Annotated in this window: 11 protein-coding genes and 3 pseudogenes; 8 read left to right on the top strand and 6 right to left on the bottom strand. The window is 59.2% G+C overall.

The features are described from left to right. Positions 1-290 precede the first annotated feature (290 nt). The gene (locus tag EJ079_RS10645; RefSeq protein WP_245481857.1) at positions 291-1,553 is read left to right on the top strand and encodes an NAD-dependent succinate-semialdehyde dehydrogenase; all 1,263 of its coding nucleotides are present in this window, start codon (positions 291-293) and stop codon (positions 1,551-1,553) included. A gap of 784 nt (positions 1,554-2,337) precedes the next feature. Here EJ079_RS10645 and EJ079_RS10640 read toward each other — a convergent pair. Next, positions 2,338-2,853, bottom strand: coding sequence for a DUF2285 domain-containing protein (locus EJ079_RS10640; protein ID WP_224570032.1), 516 nt, complete (start codon positions 2,851-2,853; stop codon positions 2,338-2,340). Between the two features lie 793 nt (positions 2,854-3,646). On the opposite strand from EJ079_RS10640, the gene EJ079_RS10635 reads away from it, so the two are divergent. Then, positions 3,647-4,102 carry a transposase gene (locus EJ079_RS10635; RefSeq protein WP_281040155.1) on the top strand — a complete coding sequence of 152 codons (456 nt, stop codon included), beginning with the start codon at positions 3,647-3,649 and terminating at the stop codon, positions 4,100-4,102. A gap of 1,994 nt (positions 4,103-6,096) precedes the next feature. Here EJ079_RS10635 and EJ079_RS33850 read toward each other — a convergent pair. Further along, a pseudogene (locus EJ079_RS33850) lies at positions 6,097-6,410 on the bottom strand (ATP-binding protein); the annotation flags it as partial. A gap of 404 nt (positions 6,411-6,814) precedes the next feature. On the opposite strand from EJ079_RS33850, the gene EJ079_RS10610 reads away from it, so the two are divergent. Beyond that, the gene (locus tag EJ079_RS10610) at positions 6,815-7,402 is read left to right on the top strand and encodes a hypothetical protein (protein WP_127808957.1); all 588 of its coding nucleotides are present in this window, start codon (positions 6,815-6,817) and stop codon (positions 7,400-7,402) included. Between the two features lie 7 nt (positions 7,403-7,409). Further along, positions 7,410-7,547 (top strand): hypothetical protein, encoded by a 138-nt coding sequence (locus tag EJ079_RS33255; protein WP_164873763.1) that lies wholly within the window; start codon positions 7,410-7,412, stop codon positions 7,545-7,547. A 194-nt stretch (positions 7,548-7,741) separates the two neighbouring features. Here EJ079_RS33255 and EJ079_RS10605 read toward each other — a convergent pair whose 3' ends face one another. After that, the gene (locus EJ079_RS10605; protein ID WP_127206482.1) at positions 7,742-9,058 is read right to left on the bottom strand and encodes a HipA domain-containing protein; all 1,317 of its coding nucleotides are present in this window, start codon (positions 9,056-9,058) and stop codon (positions 7,742-7,744) included. Beyond that, positions 9,048-9,386 (bottom strand): helix-turn-helix transcriptional regulator, encoded by a 339-nt coding sequence (locus EJ079_RS10600; protein WP_236383572.1) that lies wholly within the window; start codon positions 9,384-9,386, stop codon positions 9,048-9,050. The genes EJ079_RS10605 and EJ079_RS10600 overlap by 11 nt, the downstream gene beginning before the upstream one ends. Before the next feature lie 714 nt (positions 9,387-10,100). Here EJ079_RS10600 and EJ079_RS33250 point away from each other — a divergent pair. Both EJ079_RS33250 and EJ079_RS10585 read left to right on the top strand, forming a co-directional pair. Then, positions 10,101-10,319 (top strand): annotated as a pseudogene (locus tag EJ079_RS33250) (aldehyde dehydrogenase family protein); the annotation flags it as partial. A 215-nt stretch (positions 10,320-10,534) separates the two neighbouring features. After that, positions 10,535-10,807: a hypothetical protein gene (locus EJ079_RS10585; RefSeq protein ID WP_127266913.1), complete on the top strand. Its 273-nt coding sequence runs from the start codon at positions 10,535-10,537 to the stop codon at positions 10,805-10,807. Between the two features lie 53 nt (positions 10,808-10,860). Here the strand turns inward: EJ079_RS10585 and EJ079_RS10580 are convergent. Together EJ079_RS10580 and EJ079_RS10575 are read right to left on the bottom strand one after the other, a co-directional pair. Next, positions 10,861-11,324: pseudogene (locus EJ079_RS10580) on the bottom strand (OB-fold nucleic acid binding domain-containing protein); the annotation flags it as partial. A gap of 304 nt (positions 11,325-11,628) precedes the next feature. Next, positions 11,629-13,560, bottom strand: a complete 1,932-nt coding sequence (locus tag EJ079_RS10575; protein ID WP_063169287.1) for a potassium transporter Kup — start codon at positions 13,558-13,560, stop codon at positions 11,629-11,631. 975 nt (positions 13,561-14,535) lie between these two features. Here EJ079_RS10575 and EJ079_RS10570 point away from each other — a divergent pair. Continuing rightward, complete coding sequence (locus EJ079_RS10570; RefSeq protein ID WP_127309512.1) at positions 14,536-14,814, top strand: AlpA family phage regulatory protein; 279 nt, start codon at positions 14,536-14,538, stop codon at positions 14,812-14,814. A 121-nt stretch (positions 14,815-14,935) separates the two neighbouring features. Next, positions 14,936-15,303, top strand: a 368-nt coding sequence (locus EJ079_RS33245; protein ID WP_164873762.1) for a hypothetical protein, incomplete at its 3' end; no start/stop codon positions are given.

The following is a 15,303-nucleotide window of genomic DNA, read 5'->3' as shown; positions in this document are numbered from 1 at the left end:
TCGCCGAAAAGGCGCTCCTCAGCATGCATGCCGCCTTTTGCAGAATTCAGTCGCATGCACAGCAGGCATGGTGGATGAAGCAAACATCCGACTGCTTAATCCATCAATTGATGAACCGCGGGCACTCAAACTAACGAAACTGCTGTCTTTTCATCGGGCTAGCGTGGTCTACCAGCTGCTTTGCCGAGGCCCTACGACGAACCCACTGGTGCAGAATACACACTGACGGCCTGTCGACCTGGATGTTCGCTGCGTTGAGGAGGAATCCGGTATTGCCCCTGTGCCTGCCGATGATCCGCCGTCTGAAATCCCCGCACCTGTTTGGAGCCATCGACCGCCTGCCGGCACTCGGCAGACCAGTTGGCAATAAGACGTTCGAGGTCGTCAATCCGTCGACCGGCGAAGTTTTGGCAGAGCTTCCCGATATGGGCGTGGAGGAGACACGTGCTGCGGTAGACAAGGCCTATGTTGCGCAGTCGGGATGGGCCGCGTTGACGGCCCGAGAACGTAGCGACGTTCTTTGGCGATGGCATCAGCTGATCATCGACCATGCAGGCGATCTCGCCGCGATTCTGACTGCGGAAATGGGCAAGCCGCTTGCCGAAGCCATTTCAGAGGTATCGCATGCGGCGGCGTATCTGCAATGGTATGCCGAGGAGGCCAATCGCGTCTATGGCGAGACGATCTCGGCACCCTCGACAGACCGCCGAATGCTAGTGATCAAGCAGCCCATCGGCGTTGTTGGCACGATCACGCCATGGAATTTCCCGGCCTCCATGGTGGCGCGCAAAATCTCGCCGGCCTTGGCTGCGGGCTGCACAATCGTGCTCAAGCCCGCTGAACAGACGCCGCTCGTGGCTGGCGCAATGTTCGCCCTCGCCCATCAGGCCGGCTTTCCCGATGGCGTGGTCAACCTGATCTATGCGTCCGAAGGTGATCGCGTGGGCCGTGAACTCTGCACCAATTRCAAGATTCYAAAGATCAGCTTRACCGGTTCGAKCGAGGRCGGACGGCTGCTGATGCGTCAGTGCTCTGACCAGATCAAGAAGGTCAGCCTTGAACTCGGCGGCAATGCACCTTTCATCATCTTCGATGATGCCGACATTGACGGTGCTGTTGACGGTGCGGTCCAGGCGAAGTTCCGCAATGCCGGCCAGACCTTACGATGCGGGGGCCAGCGTATCGGCAAGAATGGCACGTTTTTCGAACCCACGGTCCTCACCGAGATTTCCAGCGTCATGGCAGTCGCGCAAGAGGAGACATTCGGGCCGCTCGCGCCGATCATTCGCTTCAACGATGCGGATCAGGTCGTGCGCGAGGCCAATGACACGATCTACGGCCTCGCCGCATACTTCTATGCCTCAAACCTGAAGCGGGTCTGGCGTGTGGCAGAGGCTCTGGAATATGGCATGGTTGGCATCAACACGGGACGCATGTCCTCGGAGGCGGCACCGTTTGGCGGGATCAAACAATCCGGCATCGGGCGGGAGGGTTCTCGTCATGGCCTCGAGGACTATCTGGAAATGAAATATCTTTGCATGGGCGGGATTTGAAACCTGCTGCACTGTCTCTCCGCCCCACCGGGGGGCGGCCTGCGGTCAATGCCGCCACCTAATTGGAAGTTCCAAACGCCGTTGACCTGAAACACGGATGCCCGGCAGGAGACTGAGCTCGCTGCCGGGCCGGACATGCCTTGGGAGGGCATAAGTCAGCGCTCCTAGGGCCGATGGGCCACTCAGTTCGTGCGCCTTTTGCCGATTGCGTTGCATGTGCCGTGCCAAGCCAAAAAGCATTGATAAACCGCCGATGGATCAGCTTTTGCCCTGTTGCGCATTCTACATTGTGGGATATGCGACAATGCCCAAGCGGTTGAATCGTCGTGTTGCAGAACCCCAGACGGGTCATGACTGCTATTCTTAGGACAGTGCGCAGCAAGCCGCTACTCGCTGCACTCCAGGCACACCATTTCCATAATCAAGCGGTGGGTGCTATGTTGACCGAGCTGTCGACCAGGGAACGGTGTGAGGCCTCAGATCCCTCCATATTGTTGCACCCGCCGGTCCAACAGGACTGCAGGTCCGGCCTCAAAGGATCTTGGCTGCTATGGCGACATTGCGGTGCACGCCGCTTTCCGACCAATGATGTGCGTCCAGGTCGAGGCCGGCCCTAATGAACCACCGCCTTGGCACCCTCGCCCATCTCATTTCGGCATCGACAAGCTAGACCAGAGCGCACTTGCAAGGCGCCATGCAGTCCTGTCGGCGGGCGAACTGTTGGTGACGGGTACAGCTGCGAGCGAACGTTCATCCACCGACGCACAGCGCGGACTGTCGCTTTTCAAATTAGGAAATCTCTGTAGCCACCATTCATGAGCGCGCGGCCACGCGAGACGGCCCGACGGATGCGGTCGCGCAGATGATCGCGAGGATCCGCCCAGTCGGCATGGACGCGCCGTTGACCGATGAGAACTTCGGCGAGCTCGCGATGAGGTGCTCCGGCGAGCGAACCGTCGAGCGCACGAAGAACGAAGGACAAACGAACGCCGCGCTTTTCCGGCGCAAACAAGCGGGGGGGCAACTGTTGCCCTAGACTGAGAGCATTGAGGCACTCCAGTCCCCTCAGTCGATGCTTTAAAAGCACCGCGGGCCAGATGGCTTGCGTATGCAGGCAAACAGGGTGGAGGATATTCGCGCCCGAGACGGCGAGCTGCAGCGCGTGGTCCGCATTGCGAAGAAGAACATGCTGGCTCTTGTCGGGCGCCAGCAGGACGATTGCACGACAGGGCAATGCCGAGAGTTCGAACGGCGGTGTCGGCGACGAGGCAGGCAACCGTTCCGCAATGACCGGCAGCACATGGACGCACCAGAGCGGACACCAGAATACGACCGAAGCGCGGCCACAAGACTCCGCGAAACAGAACACCCCAGCGTGACAGGTCGCCGGCCGACGCGACCATATCGAGAAAGGATTGGAGAGACCAAGTCTTGCAATGCTGGCGCGCAGCGGTCAGATCGCGCTGGAACGCTGGATTGCGGCGTAAGAACTCCCAAGCCCACTCCCGCAGCGTCAGGCCAGCGGTGTAGTCGTATGATCTTTCATCCCGCCAATCGGCCTGATCCGCGCCAGTCAGGAGATTCATGACTGACATCCCCTGCCCGCGCCTGCGTGCGTCGAAACATTATGCCACTTCGCAAAGCATCGGCGAAGGCAGCAGACGTCGAAGACCCCATTTCGTTGAAGCGTCAGCCATCGCCACTGTCGGCGACAGAAGATGTGCCCAAATTGCCACCAGACCGTCGAACTGGCACAGCGACGGCCAGCGCGACCTGGAATTGATCCCGTAACAGTCATCGGCTCCTGCGTCGCGATCCAGACGTCCCTTGAAGGCGCAGTAGCGCGGCAGTGGATCGCACGCTGCTTGTCGGCAAGTTGTCGTAGCGGCGGCGCCATAGGCACGGTCATCGGAGGGTCTCCTGCGGCAAGCTTTCGCCATTGGAGGCCAATCTCCCCGCTAGGGCAGCCTGTGCAGTTGCACAGGTGAAGCGGATCAATCAGGGGGAGCCATGGCGGAAACTGGATGATGGCGGCTTGAGGAGAGCGGCGTATCGAGGCGGGTGATGAAGCCTGCCAGTACCTCTCAAGGAGAGTGATACGCCATGAACGAGACTATCAACACATTGTTCGCCTTCGTCAGCCCGACGAAATCGATGATACCCTGACGGATGTACTTCGCAGCGGCGCGCGCAAATTGCTTGCGCATGCGATCGAGATGGAGGCCGAGGCGTATGCCAAGGCGGTCGACTGCCTGACGAAAGATCATATTGCGTCGCTGGCGCTCTACGATTTCCCCGCCCAACACTGGGATCATCTGCGAACGTCCAATCCCATCGAAAGCGTCTTTGCAACCGTTCGCTATCGCACGGTGCGTACCAAGGGCTCGCTATCCTCGAAAACCGCCCAGCTGATGGTCTTCAAGCTGTTGGCCGCGGCCAGGAAGTGGCGACGATTGAAAGGACAAAATCAGTTGCCGAAACTCATCGCAGATGCCAGGTTCCTGGACGGAATCCAGGTCATCGAAACGAAGCCGCAGAGCGCCGCTTGATCAGCCTCGTCACCCAAATTCCAGCATAGCTCCATCGGAACTGCCAGCCTTCCTTGCCGATCAGGCGCATATCAGCGCTGACGATACCGAGGACGGCGATGGCGGTCACCTCCAGGCCGCCGAGTAACGACCCTCAAAACACCGCACTGGTCGAGGCCAGCCTGAACCGGTATCTTGTGCCTGCCCTCGGGAGTCGCTCTATCCACCATGTGATCGACACCGACATTGCTAACATCACCAAGGAGATCGTCGCCGGGGGTCACCCGCAAGCGGCTAACACGGCCTTCTGGTGTATGCGGGCATTTTTCAACTGGTGTCGCAAACCGCCGCAACGGCTCATCCGCGGTTTCCCCGCGAGGGATTGGAAAATCCGGATCCGGCCCCGATCGTCAAGCGCAAGCGAGTGGTGAACGATGCCGAACTGGCGGCTATATGAACGGGCTGTGAGCCCGAACCGGGCGATATCGGCTATTCGTTCGGCTCCATCGTCAAGCTGCTCATTCTGACCGGACAGAGGCGTACGGAAGTTGCCGCGATGCGTTGGTCCTCAACCTTGAAGCCGGAACATGGAACTATCGGGTGACCGCACGAAGAACGAAGAGCCTACGCTTATTCCGCTGTCCACACTGGCGGTGTCGGTCCCCCAGACGGTACCGAAGACCAATGACACGTTTTTTTCCCTGCGAGGGGCAACGAAAGAAGCCACTTCTCAGGCTACGCGAAGGGCAAGAAGGCTCTAGACGGCAAGGTCAATACTGACGGGGTGGCTTTGGAGAACTGGACCCTTCACGATCTGCGCAGGACGCTCGCGACAAATCTCGGCAGGCGGCAGGTATTGCCACACGTCATCGAGCACATACTGAATCACAAGGCGGCGTCCTTGACAGACATTGGCGAAATCTACAATCTCTATAGCAACGTCAAGGAGAAGCGCGAGGTGTTGCAGATGTGGTCAAATCACATCGAATGGCTGATCAAGCAGGCTGCGGATGACGCTCTGGCGGCGTAGCTGCTGGCATGGCGGAAGATGCGGCGCAACAATCGTCAGAGCCTCATCGAATTGGAGATCATGCTTGACCAGCAAATGCGCGGCCAATGCTTCGATGGCCGACCAGTGATCGAGTACTAGCCGGGCCGTGCAATCTTCGATCCGCCCCCAATCGGGGCGGCGCGGCATCAGGAACCGCAACTCACCATAGATTCGCTTGGCATCCGCGTAGTCGCAGCTCCCCTCATTCCCATCGGACGCATTCATCGCCATATCGCGCGGGTCCAGATAGCCTTCGAATGCGGATTCTGCAAAAGGACCTGCCAGACACGCAACTATCCCCTCATTCCCATCGGACGCATTCATCGCCATATCGCGCGGGTCCAGATAGCCTTCGAATGCGGATTCTGCAAAAGGACCTGCCAGACACGCAACTATCTCCCGGATCGCATCATCGCGTTCCAAACATCGATCCATATCGTCCTCGAAAATCGGCTTTCGCTTCGAGGTGAATCCTTGCGCTGAATAAAAACCCGCGCCTTCGACAACACCACCGCACTCTCCGTCACCGGCGTCGGGGTAAATACTAACACTTGAGAAAGCAGGGAGTTCACGGTCGTCGTCGAACGTCTGACGGTGCAAAACGANCACCACCGCACTCTCCGTCACCGGCGTCGGGGTAAATACTAACACTTGAGAAAGCAGGGAGTTCACGGTCGTCGTCGAACGTCTGACGGTGCAAAACGATGGCGGCCACCGCGTGCCCGGCTTCGTGATGCGCCACAAGCGGCAGATATTGGGAGGCTACATTCATGCGGTGCGGCTCTCAGGTCTAGTTTGCTTTTGCGCATAGGACCGCAATTGTCGTGCCAACTGGGAAAATCGTTTCGGGCAATGCGATCGCTCCGATAGCGTTGCGTCTCCTGTCTGACATTGTTGGGAAGTCGACACGCGCCCGTCGCAATGCGGTCGACCTTCCGCGCGAGTTGGGTGACCCGTGAAGGCGGCCGACCAGGACGATGTTGCGCTGATCGGCGACGAAGGCGCGGCCGGGCGAGATCGCGCATCAGGGGGTGACCGGCGTGTCGGCGAAGTCGAAGTCGTCGATGTCCTTGGCCAGCGGCAACTTGGCGACAGCGAACTGGTATTTGATGGAGCGGGCCTGCTTCTCCGATATCTCGGCCTGCAAGAGATCACCGACAATCCTGGGCGGCTCGTGCCGTCGCTTGATGGCGACGCGCCCATGATCTCGTCATAGGCTCTGCGCATTCCGTAGAGCTTCAGCGCTCCCATCAGTTCCAGTACCTCGGTGCGTTCCATGGCTGTTTGTCCTCCTGAGACTGTCATAGCGGGTGCGCGAGATCTTCAGCTCACGGCAGATCGCTTTGATCGACTTCCCCTGGACCAGCGACAGCCGACGTATCTTTGCAATCGTCTCTAAAACCAACATCCAAAACACAAATGCCTCCGATCAAGCCGGAGGCATCTTGATGACCCCATCGTTAAGGGGTCCCGTTTGGACGAAAATCACCCTTTAAACAGGGTCCCCATTCCACGAAAAATCAATGCACTACCTTCCAAAGCTGCGAGAGATCGCCACCGACCGCTTTGAAGGGGCTTTCGGCGGTCTCGTCAGCGAGGTTGTGGCATGAAGAAACATCAATCCACAGCATTGGGCCGAAGCATGCCACGGGCTCATGCCGCGGGAGAGCGGGAAGATATTCTTGAAAGAAGCGGTCTCCGACATCAATACCGACAGCATGGGCAGCTTTCTCACATCACTTGAGGTCGAGCGTGGCAGTTGCGACCCGCAATGCAAGGCTGGCGGCGATGCATGCCTTTGCGCGGTTCCTGATTTCGGAGCACCCCGAATACTAGGATACGCTGCAACTGGTGGTGACACTTCCCTTCAAGAGGGCGCGTGGGTGGCACCTGTCGAATATCTCGATGAGCCCGGAAATCAAGAGCGTCCTGGCGCGTATCGACCGCCGCACGCCTTCTGGACAGCGGGATTACGCTCTGTTTTCGCTGATGTTTCAATACGGATGCACGAGTTCAGGGATCCTGAATCTTCGATTGTGACCTTCGTCTGGTATCGCCCTGTCCCGCCGAGCAAAGCAACGACCGCCCCACACTGCTCACCCGGTTCGGTGTTCGATACTTGCTGCGCACACATGGCTGCGGGCGAAGGAACCACCATGGCGGAAAAGAGCATCCATCATCGCCCTTTGCGGGACACGACGGCCATCCACCTCGTCAAGGCGGGTGTTGACATCGCCACCATCAGTCGATGGCCAGTCCACTCGGGCTGAACTAACGATGCGCTACGCCCAGGCCGGTATCGATATGAAGCGGCAAGCGCTCGAACAAAGTCTTCCCCGACGTGATGTCATCGGCAAAAGATCAGACGATCATCGCTTTGATGGCTGGATGTTTGGCTGGCTGCACCGCTTGTAGACGCTCAGTTATGTGGAGTTGTATCGCGGGAAGTCGCGCGTCTTGGGCTTTTGCGGTGTCAGCTCAACATCTCTCCGCAGTGCACGTTGTCACTGTTGAAGAGCCGTTTGTTCAATCTTCGTCCTGGCACGGCAAGGGTTGTCCATATTGTGGCGTCTTGCGCTTGCCGAGCTTGTCCGAAATCCAGCGCCGGATCAGGCGTGAACACTGTTGCGTAGTTCGTCAGCCAGAGCGCGGAGAACGTCGGCGCTTCCTTCCAGCGCCGTAAAAGCGTAGGGATTGAGGAACTGTCGGCCCCAGAACAGATTGCGATCTATGCCGGATAGCGTAGCTTCCTCGCTGACACGCGGCCAATTCTCCGCAATGCATCGGAGCTGGCCTTCAACAATCGCAAGAGCTTCCGGCGCGCTGAGCAGGAAGTGATGCGCCGCTTCAAGGCAGGACGCTATCCGGCTCATGCGGTTATTGCCGCTGATGAGCATGGCCTGGCTGGCCTCCTGGCCACTGCGGGCCTGCGGACAAATATCGTACGCAGGCGTGAGGGTGAGCTTAGCCCCGTCCCAGAATGCCGCATGGTTGCGGGCATGATCGTCGGTGTTGCCGCAAAGTATGTTGAAGACAATGCGGCTGAACAACTCGCGCAGAGTTTCCGACGGCGCGGTGAATCGGTGGCGAATGATCTCCGCCAAATCCTGGTAGCTGGCGTAACGCGCCATCATCTCATCGAGCGCGAGCATCGTCAGCGCTGAGACCATGGATTTGCGTTGCCAGCCGCCCGTGACCTTGATCCGGTCGAATCGCTCGACGAGCAACACGTCGTTGCCTGCGGCGCGAACGAGCGAGACGGATGCCGCTCTGATGCCGCACAAGGCGGCAAGCCGCATGGCTATGAATTCTCCTTTGACGACGCTGTAAAGGTCGGCAGACGAGGAAAATTTCGCGACATGCTTGACGGCGTCATCCTCGATCAGCGCCTTTGGCCTTGCGCCGCCGATCGAGCTGCCGTGATGCAGCGCCTGATCTAATTCGGGGGTGAGCGGAATACCTTTCTCTACCCGCTCCGCCGATTGGACAAGCTCTTCGAGAGTGGCATTGGCCAGTGCGCGCGGCTCGTAATGCGTGGGCGAAAACTGAAAATCGAGCGCGCCGATGCGGTCCGAGCCTGATTCCAGCAAGAACGTCAGTTCTGAAATATCGAGCCGCGCGATTTCATCGCCCTTCACACCGAATTTGCGGTTTAGGATAACCCGTCGTCCCCAGGCATCAGGGGCAGCATCGCGGATGCATCCCGGCATGGTTAGGCCAGGAAGCAAAGGCAATTCGCCTGCCTTCAGGGGCAGTTCCGGGAGATAAAGCGGGATCGCGCTGCCCAGTTCACGAAAGCTCCTGCCATAGTTGAAGCTGACGAGTCCGTCATGGGCATATAGCCGCCCGGCGACAACCGGCGCGGTCTCGCCCGGCAGCCAGACCCAGACATAGGCTTCGTCGTACTTGGGGACCTTAGAACTCATCGACGATCTGCTTGCTGGCCTTGTAGACGTGCTTCGGCAGCAGCGCGATGCGATCGTCCATGCGGCCTGTGAGGGCTGTGATGCCCTTGCCGTCGGCATCGAACAGCTTCACACCGACAATGGCAGCAGCTTCGAACATCAGTCCGATTTCGACTTTGGGATCGCCCTTCTCGATGCGCTGCAGGGTGCTGCGTGAAACACCGATTCTCTCGGCTAACTCCTGTGCGGTTAACCGGTGCTGCATCCGGCCAAGCCGGATGGTCTTACCGAAAAGGCCAAGCGCTTCCATCGCGTAGCGCGAATAGGTGCGTTTATACGTTGCCTTCATTCGGGTCTCTGTGACCTATGCATGATCCATATCGCCTTCTTTCGAACTTTATATAGGTAATGTCACAGAGCGACTGCCAAAGTCAAGACTCCGTATCGCAAGCGTTACCCATCCGAACGAGGAAGGCGGATATTGCCTACGGCTCCTGCACAACCGGCCAGCTCTGCGCCCCTCGGGCGAGGCGGAGATCTGGCGCTGGATCGCGGACAGCCTTGAGACGCCTCGCATGAGTCATTCATGGGCGGTCCCTGGTGCGAGGCCGCGGCGCTCGACTGCTGGCCGACATTCTCGGTGGCGGGACCCGCAGCCGGCTACACCAGCACTTTTCGACCGCATACGCGCCCAGCTTCTCTCCGAAATCATTGCCAATGAGCGCGAACCTCATGCGATCGCCGAGCTGGCCTGGCGGCGCGGAATCTACGGCACGCATCCGTATTCGAGACCGCCCAAGGGAGCCTGACTAGCGTAACGCCCTCCGATCTAAGCGCCTTCCACAAAGCCGCTTTCGCACGCGACGGGCTGCATGTGGCGGTCGTAGGCGACATAGATGCCAAGCCCTGAGAGTAAGGCTCTACCAGCTGTTCGGCGATTTGCCTCAGAAACGGGCGCTTGCCGGCGCGAACCAGTGGTATCGCGAGGGCGAGCACGCCGAGCGCTTTTCCTCCGCCCTCCACTGACCACAGACCCGCACGCAACGAAGCCGCGCTCGATCTTATCGTGGCGTGGCTAGGTGCAATGTTTGCTCTCGCCATCAGGCCGGCTTTCCCGATGGCGTGGTCAACCTGGATCTATGCGTCCATCTTCGATGATGCCGACATTGACGGTGCTGTTGACGGTGCGGTCCAGGCGAAGTTCCGCAATGCCGGCCAGACCTGCGTTTCCGCGAACCGCATTTACGTCCAATCGAGCGTTCACGATGAGTCCGCCGAGAAATTGTGGAGAAGGTCCGGCACTTATCAGTGGTCCGACGTCTACTCCCGGAGCTAAGCCGTCGCCAACCCAAGATCGAGTCCCACATCGCAGATGATAATTCGATGCGGGGCCGAACGATAAATATGCATGCTTTGGCCACCCCGAGGCAGGGCTCATTGAGATGATCCGACCGCCTTGGAACAAAGATGGGGTAGAGCAGATGAAGCGTTGGCAGCGTGTCTCCATTCGACGCGAGCGCTGAGGATGGGATCACGATCATTCGCATCACGCGCAGCCGCAAGGGCGATGCCATGGCTACTTTGGAATCGTTGAAGTGGTTTGAGCCGGACAGTCACAAATACACCCGTTACGCCGCGGCTCAGGAAACGGGGCGGCGTCCGGCGGTGGAGGTGCTCGCTGACTTAAAAAGGGTGCGGGCAGTCGTTGCGCTTGAGAGCGACGACATTTGGGATCCGGCACGGGGTGACCTGCTGCCAATCGGCAGTTAACAGGGTCCGACAAAAGTGTGCACAACATGCTGCTGAAGTGGCCTCCGGAAGCGCTACCGGAAGTTACGCGTCTTGAACTTGATAGGGTCGATATGGTCATACTGCATCGACGATGTCGCGCCCCTTCGGCATGCCGCGCGGATCGATGCCCGATCCGCCGTGATGAGCCTCGTCCCTCGGCCGTGCGGCAACGGAAACGGCGTCTTGCGGTTTCCCACGCTGGCCAGCCCGGCCGACAGATCGGTCAGCTCGTGGGCGACGAGGTGCACCACCTCCTCTTCCGTCGGATGCGTCCGCGGACGCCGAGCATGGCCGAAGCAAGAAGCACGCGCCGGAATTTCTCGAGAGATCTTGACCCAGACGACGACGTTTGCCGCACCCGTCTCATCCTCCAGAGGAACATGAAGCCTTTGGCCGAGCCCGGCCGCTGCCGGACCAGCACCAGGCCGGCGGCCTCGAGCCAGCTTCTGCCTCGCGCCTGCATAGCATCCTGACAGGTCACGGTGCGGCGCCGGTTAGGCGGCACGCGGATTTTGGCAACGCTAGCCTGTGAACTGAAGAATGAAGGTCGGACTTGCGGCACATCGATTAGGTTCAAATGATAAGTTGCTGCCCGGCGAGGTCGTTTCAGCGCATCTCGACTGGTGGGTCGGCAAGACAATGCGGAACGGAAATGATCGCAGGCGTAAAGGACGGCTTTCGGGGCCGGAAGCTTCAGGCCTGGAACCGGACCCCAGTTTGGCGCAAGCATCGTGGCCTCCGCCCGGTCAGGCATTCACCGGCTCGCGAAATGCCAATTGATTCTGCTTAACCGGGCATACCTAAACGGCCACTTGCGTTCCGATCTCGACCACACGTCCGGTCGGGATCTGGAAATACTCCGTCGCGTCGGCGGCCGTGCGCGCCAAGCCGATGAACAGCTTGTCCTGCCACACCGGCATGCCGGAGTTGGGTGACGCCTTGAGCGAGCGACGCGACAGGAAGAAGGACGTCGTCATGATGTCGAACTTCCAACCCTGCTTGCGGCAGATCGCCAGCGCACGCGGGATGTTAGGCTGTTCCATGTAGCCGAAGGTCAGTGTCACCCGCATGAACAGCTCATTGATCGTTTCCATCTTGATCCGCTCGCTGTCGGGCACCACGGGCTGCTGCGCCGTCACCACAGAGAGGATGACGTTCTGTTCGTGCAGCGCCTTGTAGTGCTTCAGGCTGTGCATCAACGCGGTCGGCGCACTGGCGGGATCGCTGGTCAGGAACACGGCCGTACCGGACACCAGCTGCGGTTTCTTCTTCAACAGATTGCCCGCAAGGAAATCGAGCGGAATCTGGTTCCTGCGCGTCTTGTCAAATAGATACCTGCTGCCTCTTATCCAAGTCCACATGGTCATCACGATCACTGCGGCAATGGCAAGCGAGGCCCAGCCGCCTTCGAATACCTTGACGATGTTAGCTGCAAAGAAGCCGGTATCGATGAAGACGAACACCGCCATTAAGGCTATCGCGACGCCGAGCGGCCATTTCCAGATGCGCGTCATCACAACAAAAAGCAGTATGTTCGTCACCAGCATATTGCCGGTCACCGAAATACCGTAGGCCGAGGCCAGCCGGCTGGATTCGCCGAAGCCGACCACCAGCAGCATCACCACCAGCGCCAGCATCAGGTTGATGCGCGGCAGATAGATCTGGCCCGACTGTTTTTCCGACGTGTGCTGGATGACGAAACGCGGCAGCATGTTGAGCTGTACCGCTTGCCTGGTCAGCGAAAAGGCGCCGGAGATCACCGCCTGGCAGGCGATCACGGTCGCCGCCGTGGCAAGCACGACCATCGGAATAAGCGTCCAGCCCTGGTTCATCTCGAAGAACGGATGACCGACAACGCCGCCATTTGCCAGCACGAAGGCGCCTTGCCCGACATAATTGAGCAACAGACAAGGGAACACGATCGCCAGCCAGGCGAGCACGATCGGCTTGCGGCCGAAATGGCCGAGGTCGGCGTAGAGCGCCTCGGCTCCGGTGACGGCGAGGAAGACTGCACCAACCGTAACGAAGGCGACGTCAGGCGAGTTGACCAGGAACGACACGATGTAATGCGGGCTGATTGCCAGCAGGATTTCCGGGTCGTCCATGATGTGGTTGAGCCCGGAAAGGCCGATGGCCAGGAACCACAGCGCGGTAACGGGTCCGAACACCAATCCTACGCCGCCGGTGCCAAACCGCTGTACCGCAAACACGATCGCCAGGATGGCCAGTGTCAGCGGCACCACATAGGGCTGGAACGTCGGCGTGACGACATTCATACCTTCGACCGCCGACAGTACCGAGATTGCCGGCGTAATGACGGCGTCGCCAAAAAAAAGCGCCGCGCCGACGATGCCGATGCCGATGCCGATGCCGAGGATCACCGCAGAGCAGGTCGGGAAACTGTTGCGCGCCAGCGCCATAAGCGACAGCACTCCGCCCTCGCCTCGATTGTCGGCGCGGAGCACGAACATGATGTATTTGATCGTCACGGTGATCGTCAGGGACCAGATGATCAGCGAGAGTACGCCGAGGATGTCGCCACGGCTGGCGACGTTGCCACCCGCTGATGCATGCAACGCCTCGCGAAATGCATAGATCGGGCTGGTGCCTATATCGCCATAAACGACACCTAGTGCGCCCAACATCAGCGCCTTGGTGCTGTGCTGCTCGACCTCAGAATGGCTCGATTGTTCGACAGGTTCTGCCTCGTTACCAGCATTGGTAAGGGCCATGGACGACACTCCGATAAGCGCGCGGTGCTCTACGCTTGCTGCACTGCAATATCAAGTTCCGTCACGTAATGTCTGCCGTCTCGCCTGTCGTTGCTCGCCTTGGTAGACTCGCCAGCCCGCAGCCCTACCGAGCAGCAATAGCGCCCCGGCAGAACCCTCAATCGCCCAGATCAATGAATGGTTATCGCCCACAGTGCCCCCCCGCGATGCGGCCGATGGCGACCAGGGTGTCGTGGGCGCACAAGGATGGCGCTTTCCTGATGACGCCGTGCTCCAGGTGTGATCGCACCGTTGCTGCGCAAGCCATTTACTTGCTCGTCCCAGCGAGGACCGTGGCCAACTGGAACGCAGGGCCACGCCGCTCACCGGCCGCACTTTGCGGCGCAGATAACGATTCGATTTCCGCGGCGAGATTCTGGTTGAAGAAGCCACCAAGCTTGTCGAAGGACACACGGTCGTAATATCGACATGCCAGTATCCGCAACCCAGAAAAGCTCCTTGGGCTCCGCTGCGCGCGCCACGAACAACCCGATCTTCTCTGCGAAGAGGACGCCGTAATCCTTCAGGTTGAAGCCAAACCGGGGGGCGGCCGTGACGTATGGGCGAAGGGCTAGGAGGCGGGTTCGGTGAGGAACGGCATTGATGTCCACGCCGTCTCCTGGAAAGACAGAGGAATGCGGTGTCACCGACTGGCGCCGGAGGTTGATCCGGTGATTAGGAGGAGCACTCGTTGTCGGATTCTCGACGATGTCGGACATCTGACACAACGCTGCCAGAGCGATCGCGTTGTTCCGAAACGATTTTCCCAGTTGGCACGACAATTGCGGTCCTATGCGCAAAAGCACTGCGATGCCGCACCGACTGGAAGAACTCATCAATGATCACGCTTTTCGAACATGTGGGCGCCGCTACCAACACTAAGCGTTCCCGATCAAACGGAAGCCTCTATCCCTTCTTTCTGAAGGCTGTCCGGACATGAACGCATTTGATGTCCGTCCAACGCTGGATGCTCCCGACGACGATCTCTATCTTTGGCTTGAAGATGTGGAAGGCGAGCGGGCACTTGCCTGGGCCGCCGGCCAGTCGGCAAAGACCCTGAAGCACTTCAGTGGAACGCAGTTCGAGCGCGACCGCGCGACTCTGAAGGCAGGCCTGTTCCCTAAGCGGCGTCGCATCTCCCCCGGCCGAGTCGCATGGCTTGAATCCGATATCAGGGCTTGGATGGAAACTAGACCTGAGAGCCGCACCGCATGAATGTAGCCTCCCAATATCTGCCGCTTGTGGCGCATCACGAAGCCGGGCACGCGGTGGCCGCCATCGTTTNAGCCTCCCAATATCTGCCGCTTGTGGCGCGCATCACGAAGCCGGGCACGCGGTGGCCGCCATCGTTTTGCACCGTCAGACGTTCGACGACGACCGTGAACTCCCTGCTTTCTCAAGTGTTAGTATTTACCCCGACGCCGGTGACGGAGAGTGCGGTGGTTTTGTCGAAGGCACGGTTTTCTATTCAGCGCAAGGATTCACCTCGGAGCGAAAGCCGATTTTCGAGAACGATATGGATCGACATTTCCAACGCGATGAAGCGATCCAAGTGATAGTTGCGTGTCTGGCAGGTCCTTTTGCAGAATCCGCATTCGAAGGCTATCTGGACCCGCGCGATATGGCGATGAATGCGTCCGATGGGAATGAGGGGAGCWGCGACTACGCGGATGCCAAGCGAATCTATGGCTGTCTCTTATACAC

This window comes from Mesorhizobium sp. M7A.F.Ce.TU.012.03.2.1 (assembly GCF_004006095.1).
Taxonomy (GTDB): domain Bacteria; phylum Pseudomonadota; class Alphaproteobacteria; order Rhizobiales; family Rhizobiaceae; genus Mesorhizobium.
Note: the sequence above shows the minus strand (reverse complement) of the source record. Positions and strands in the feature narration are given on the sequence as shown.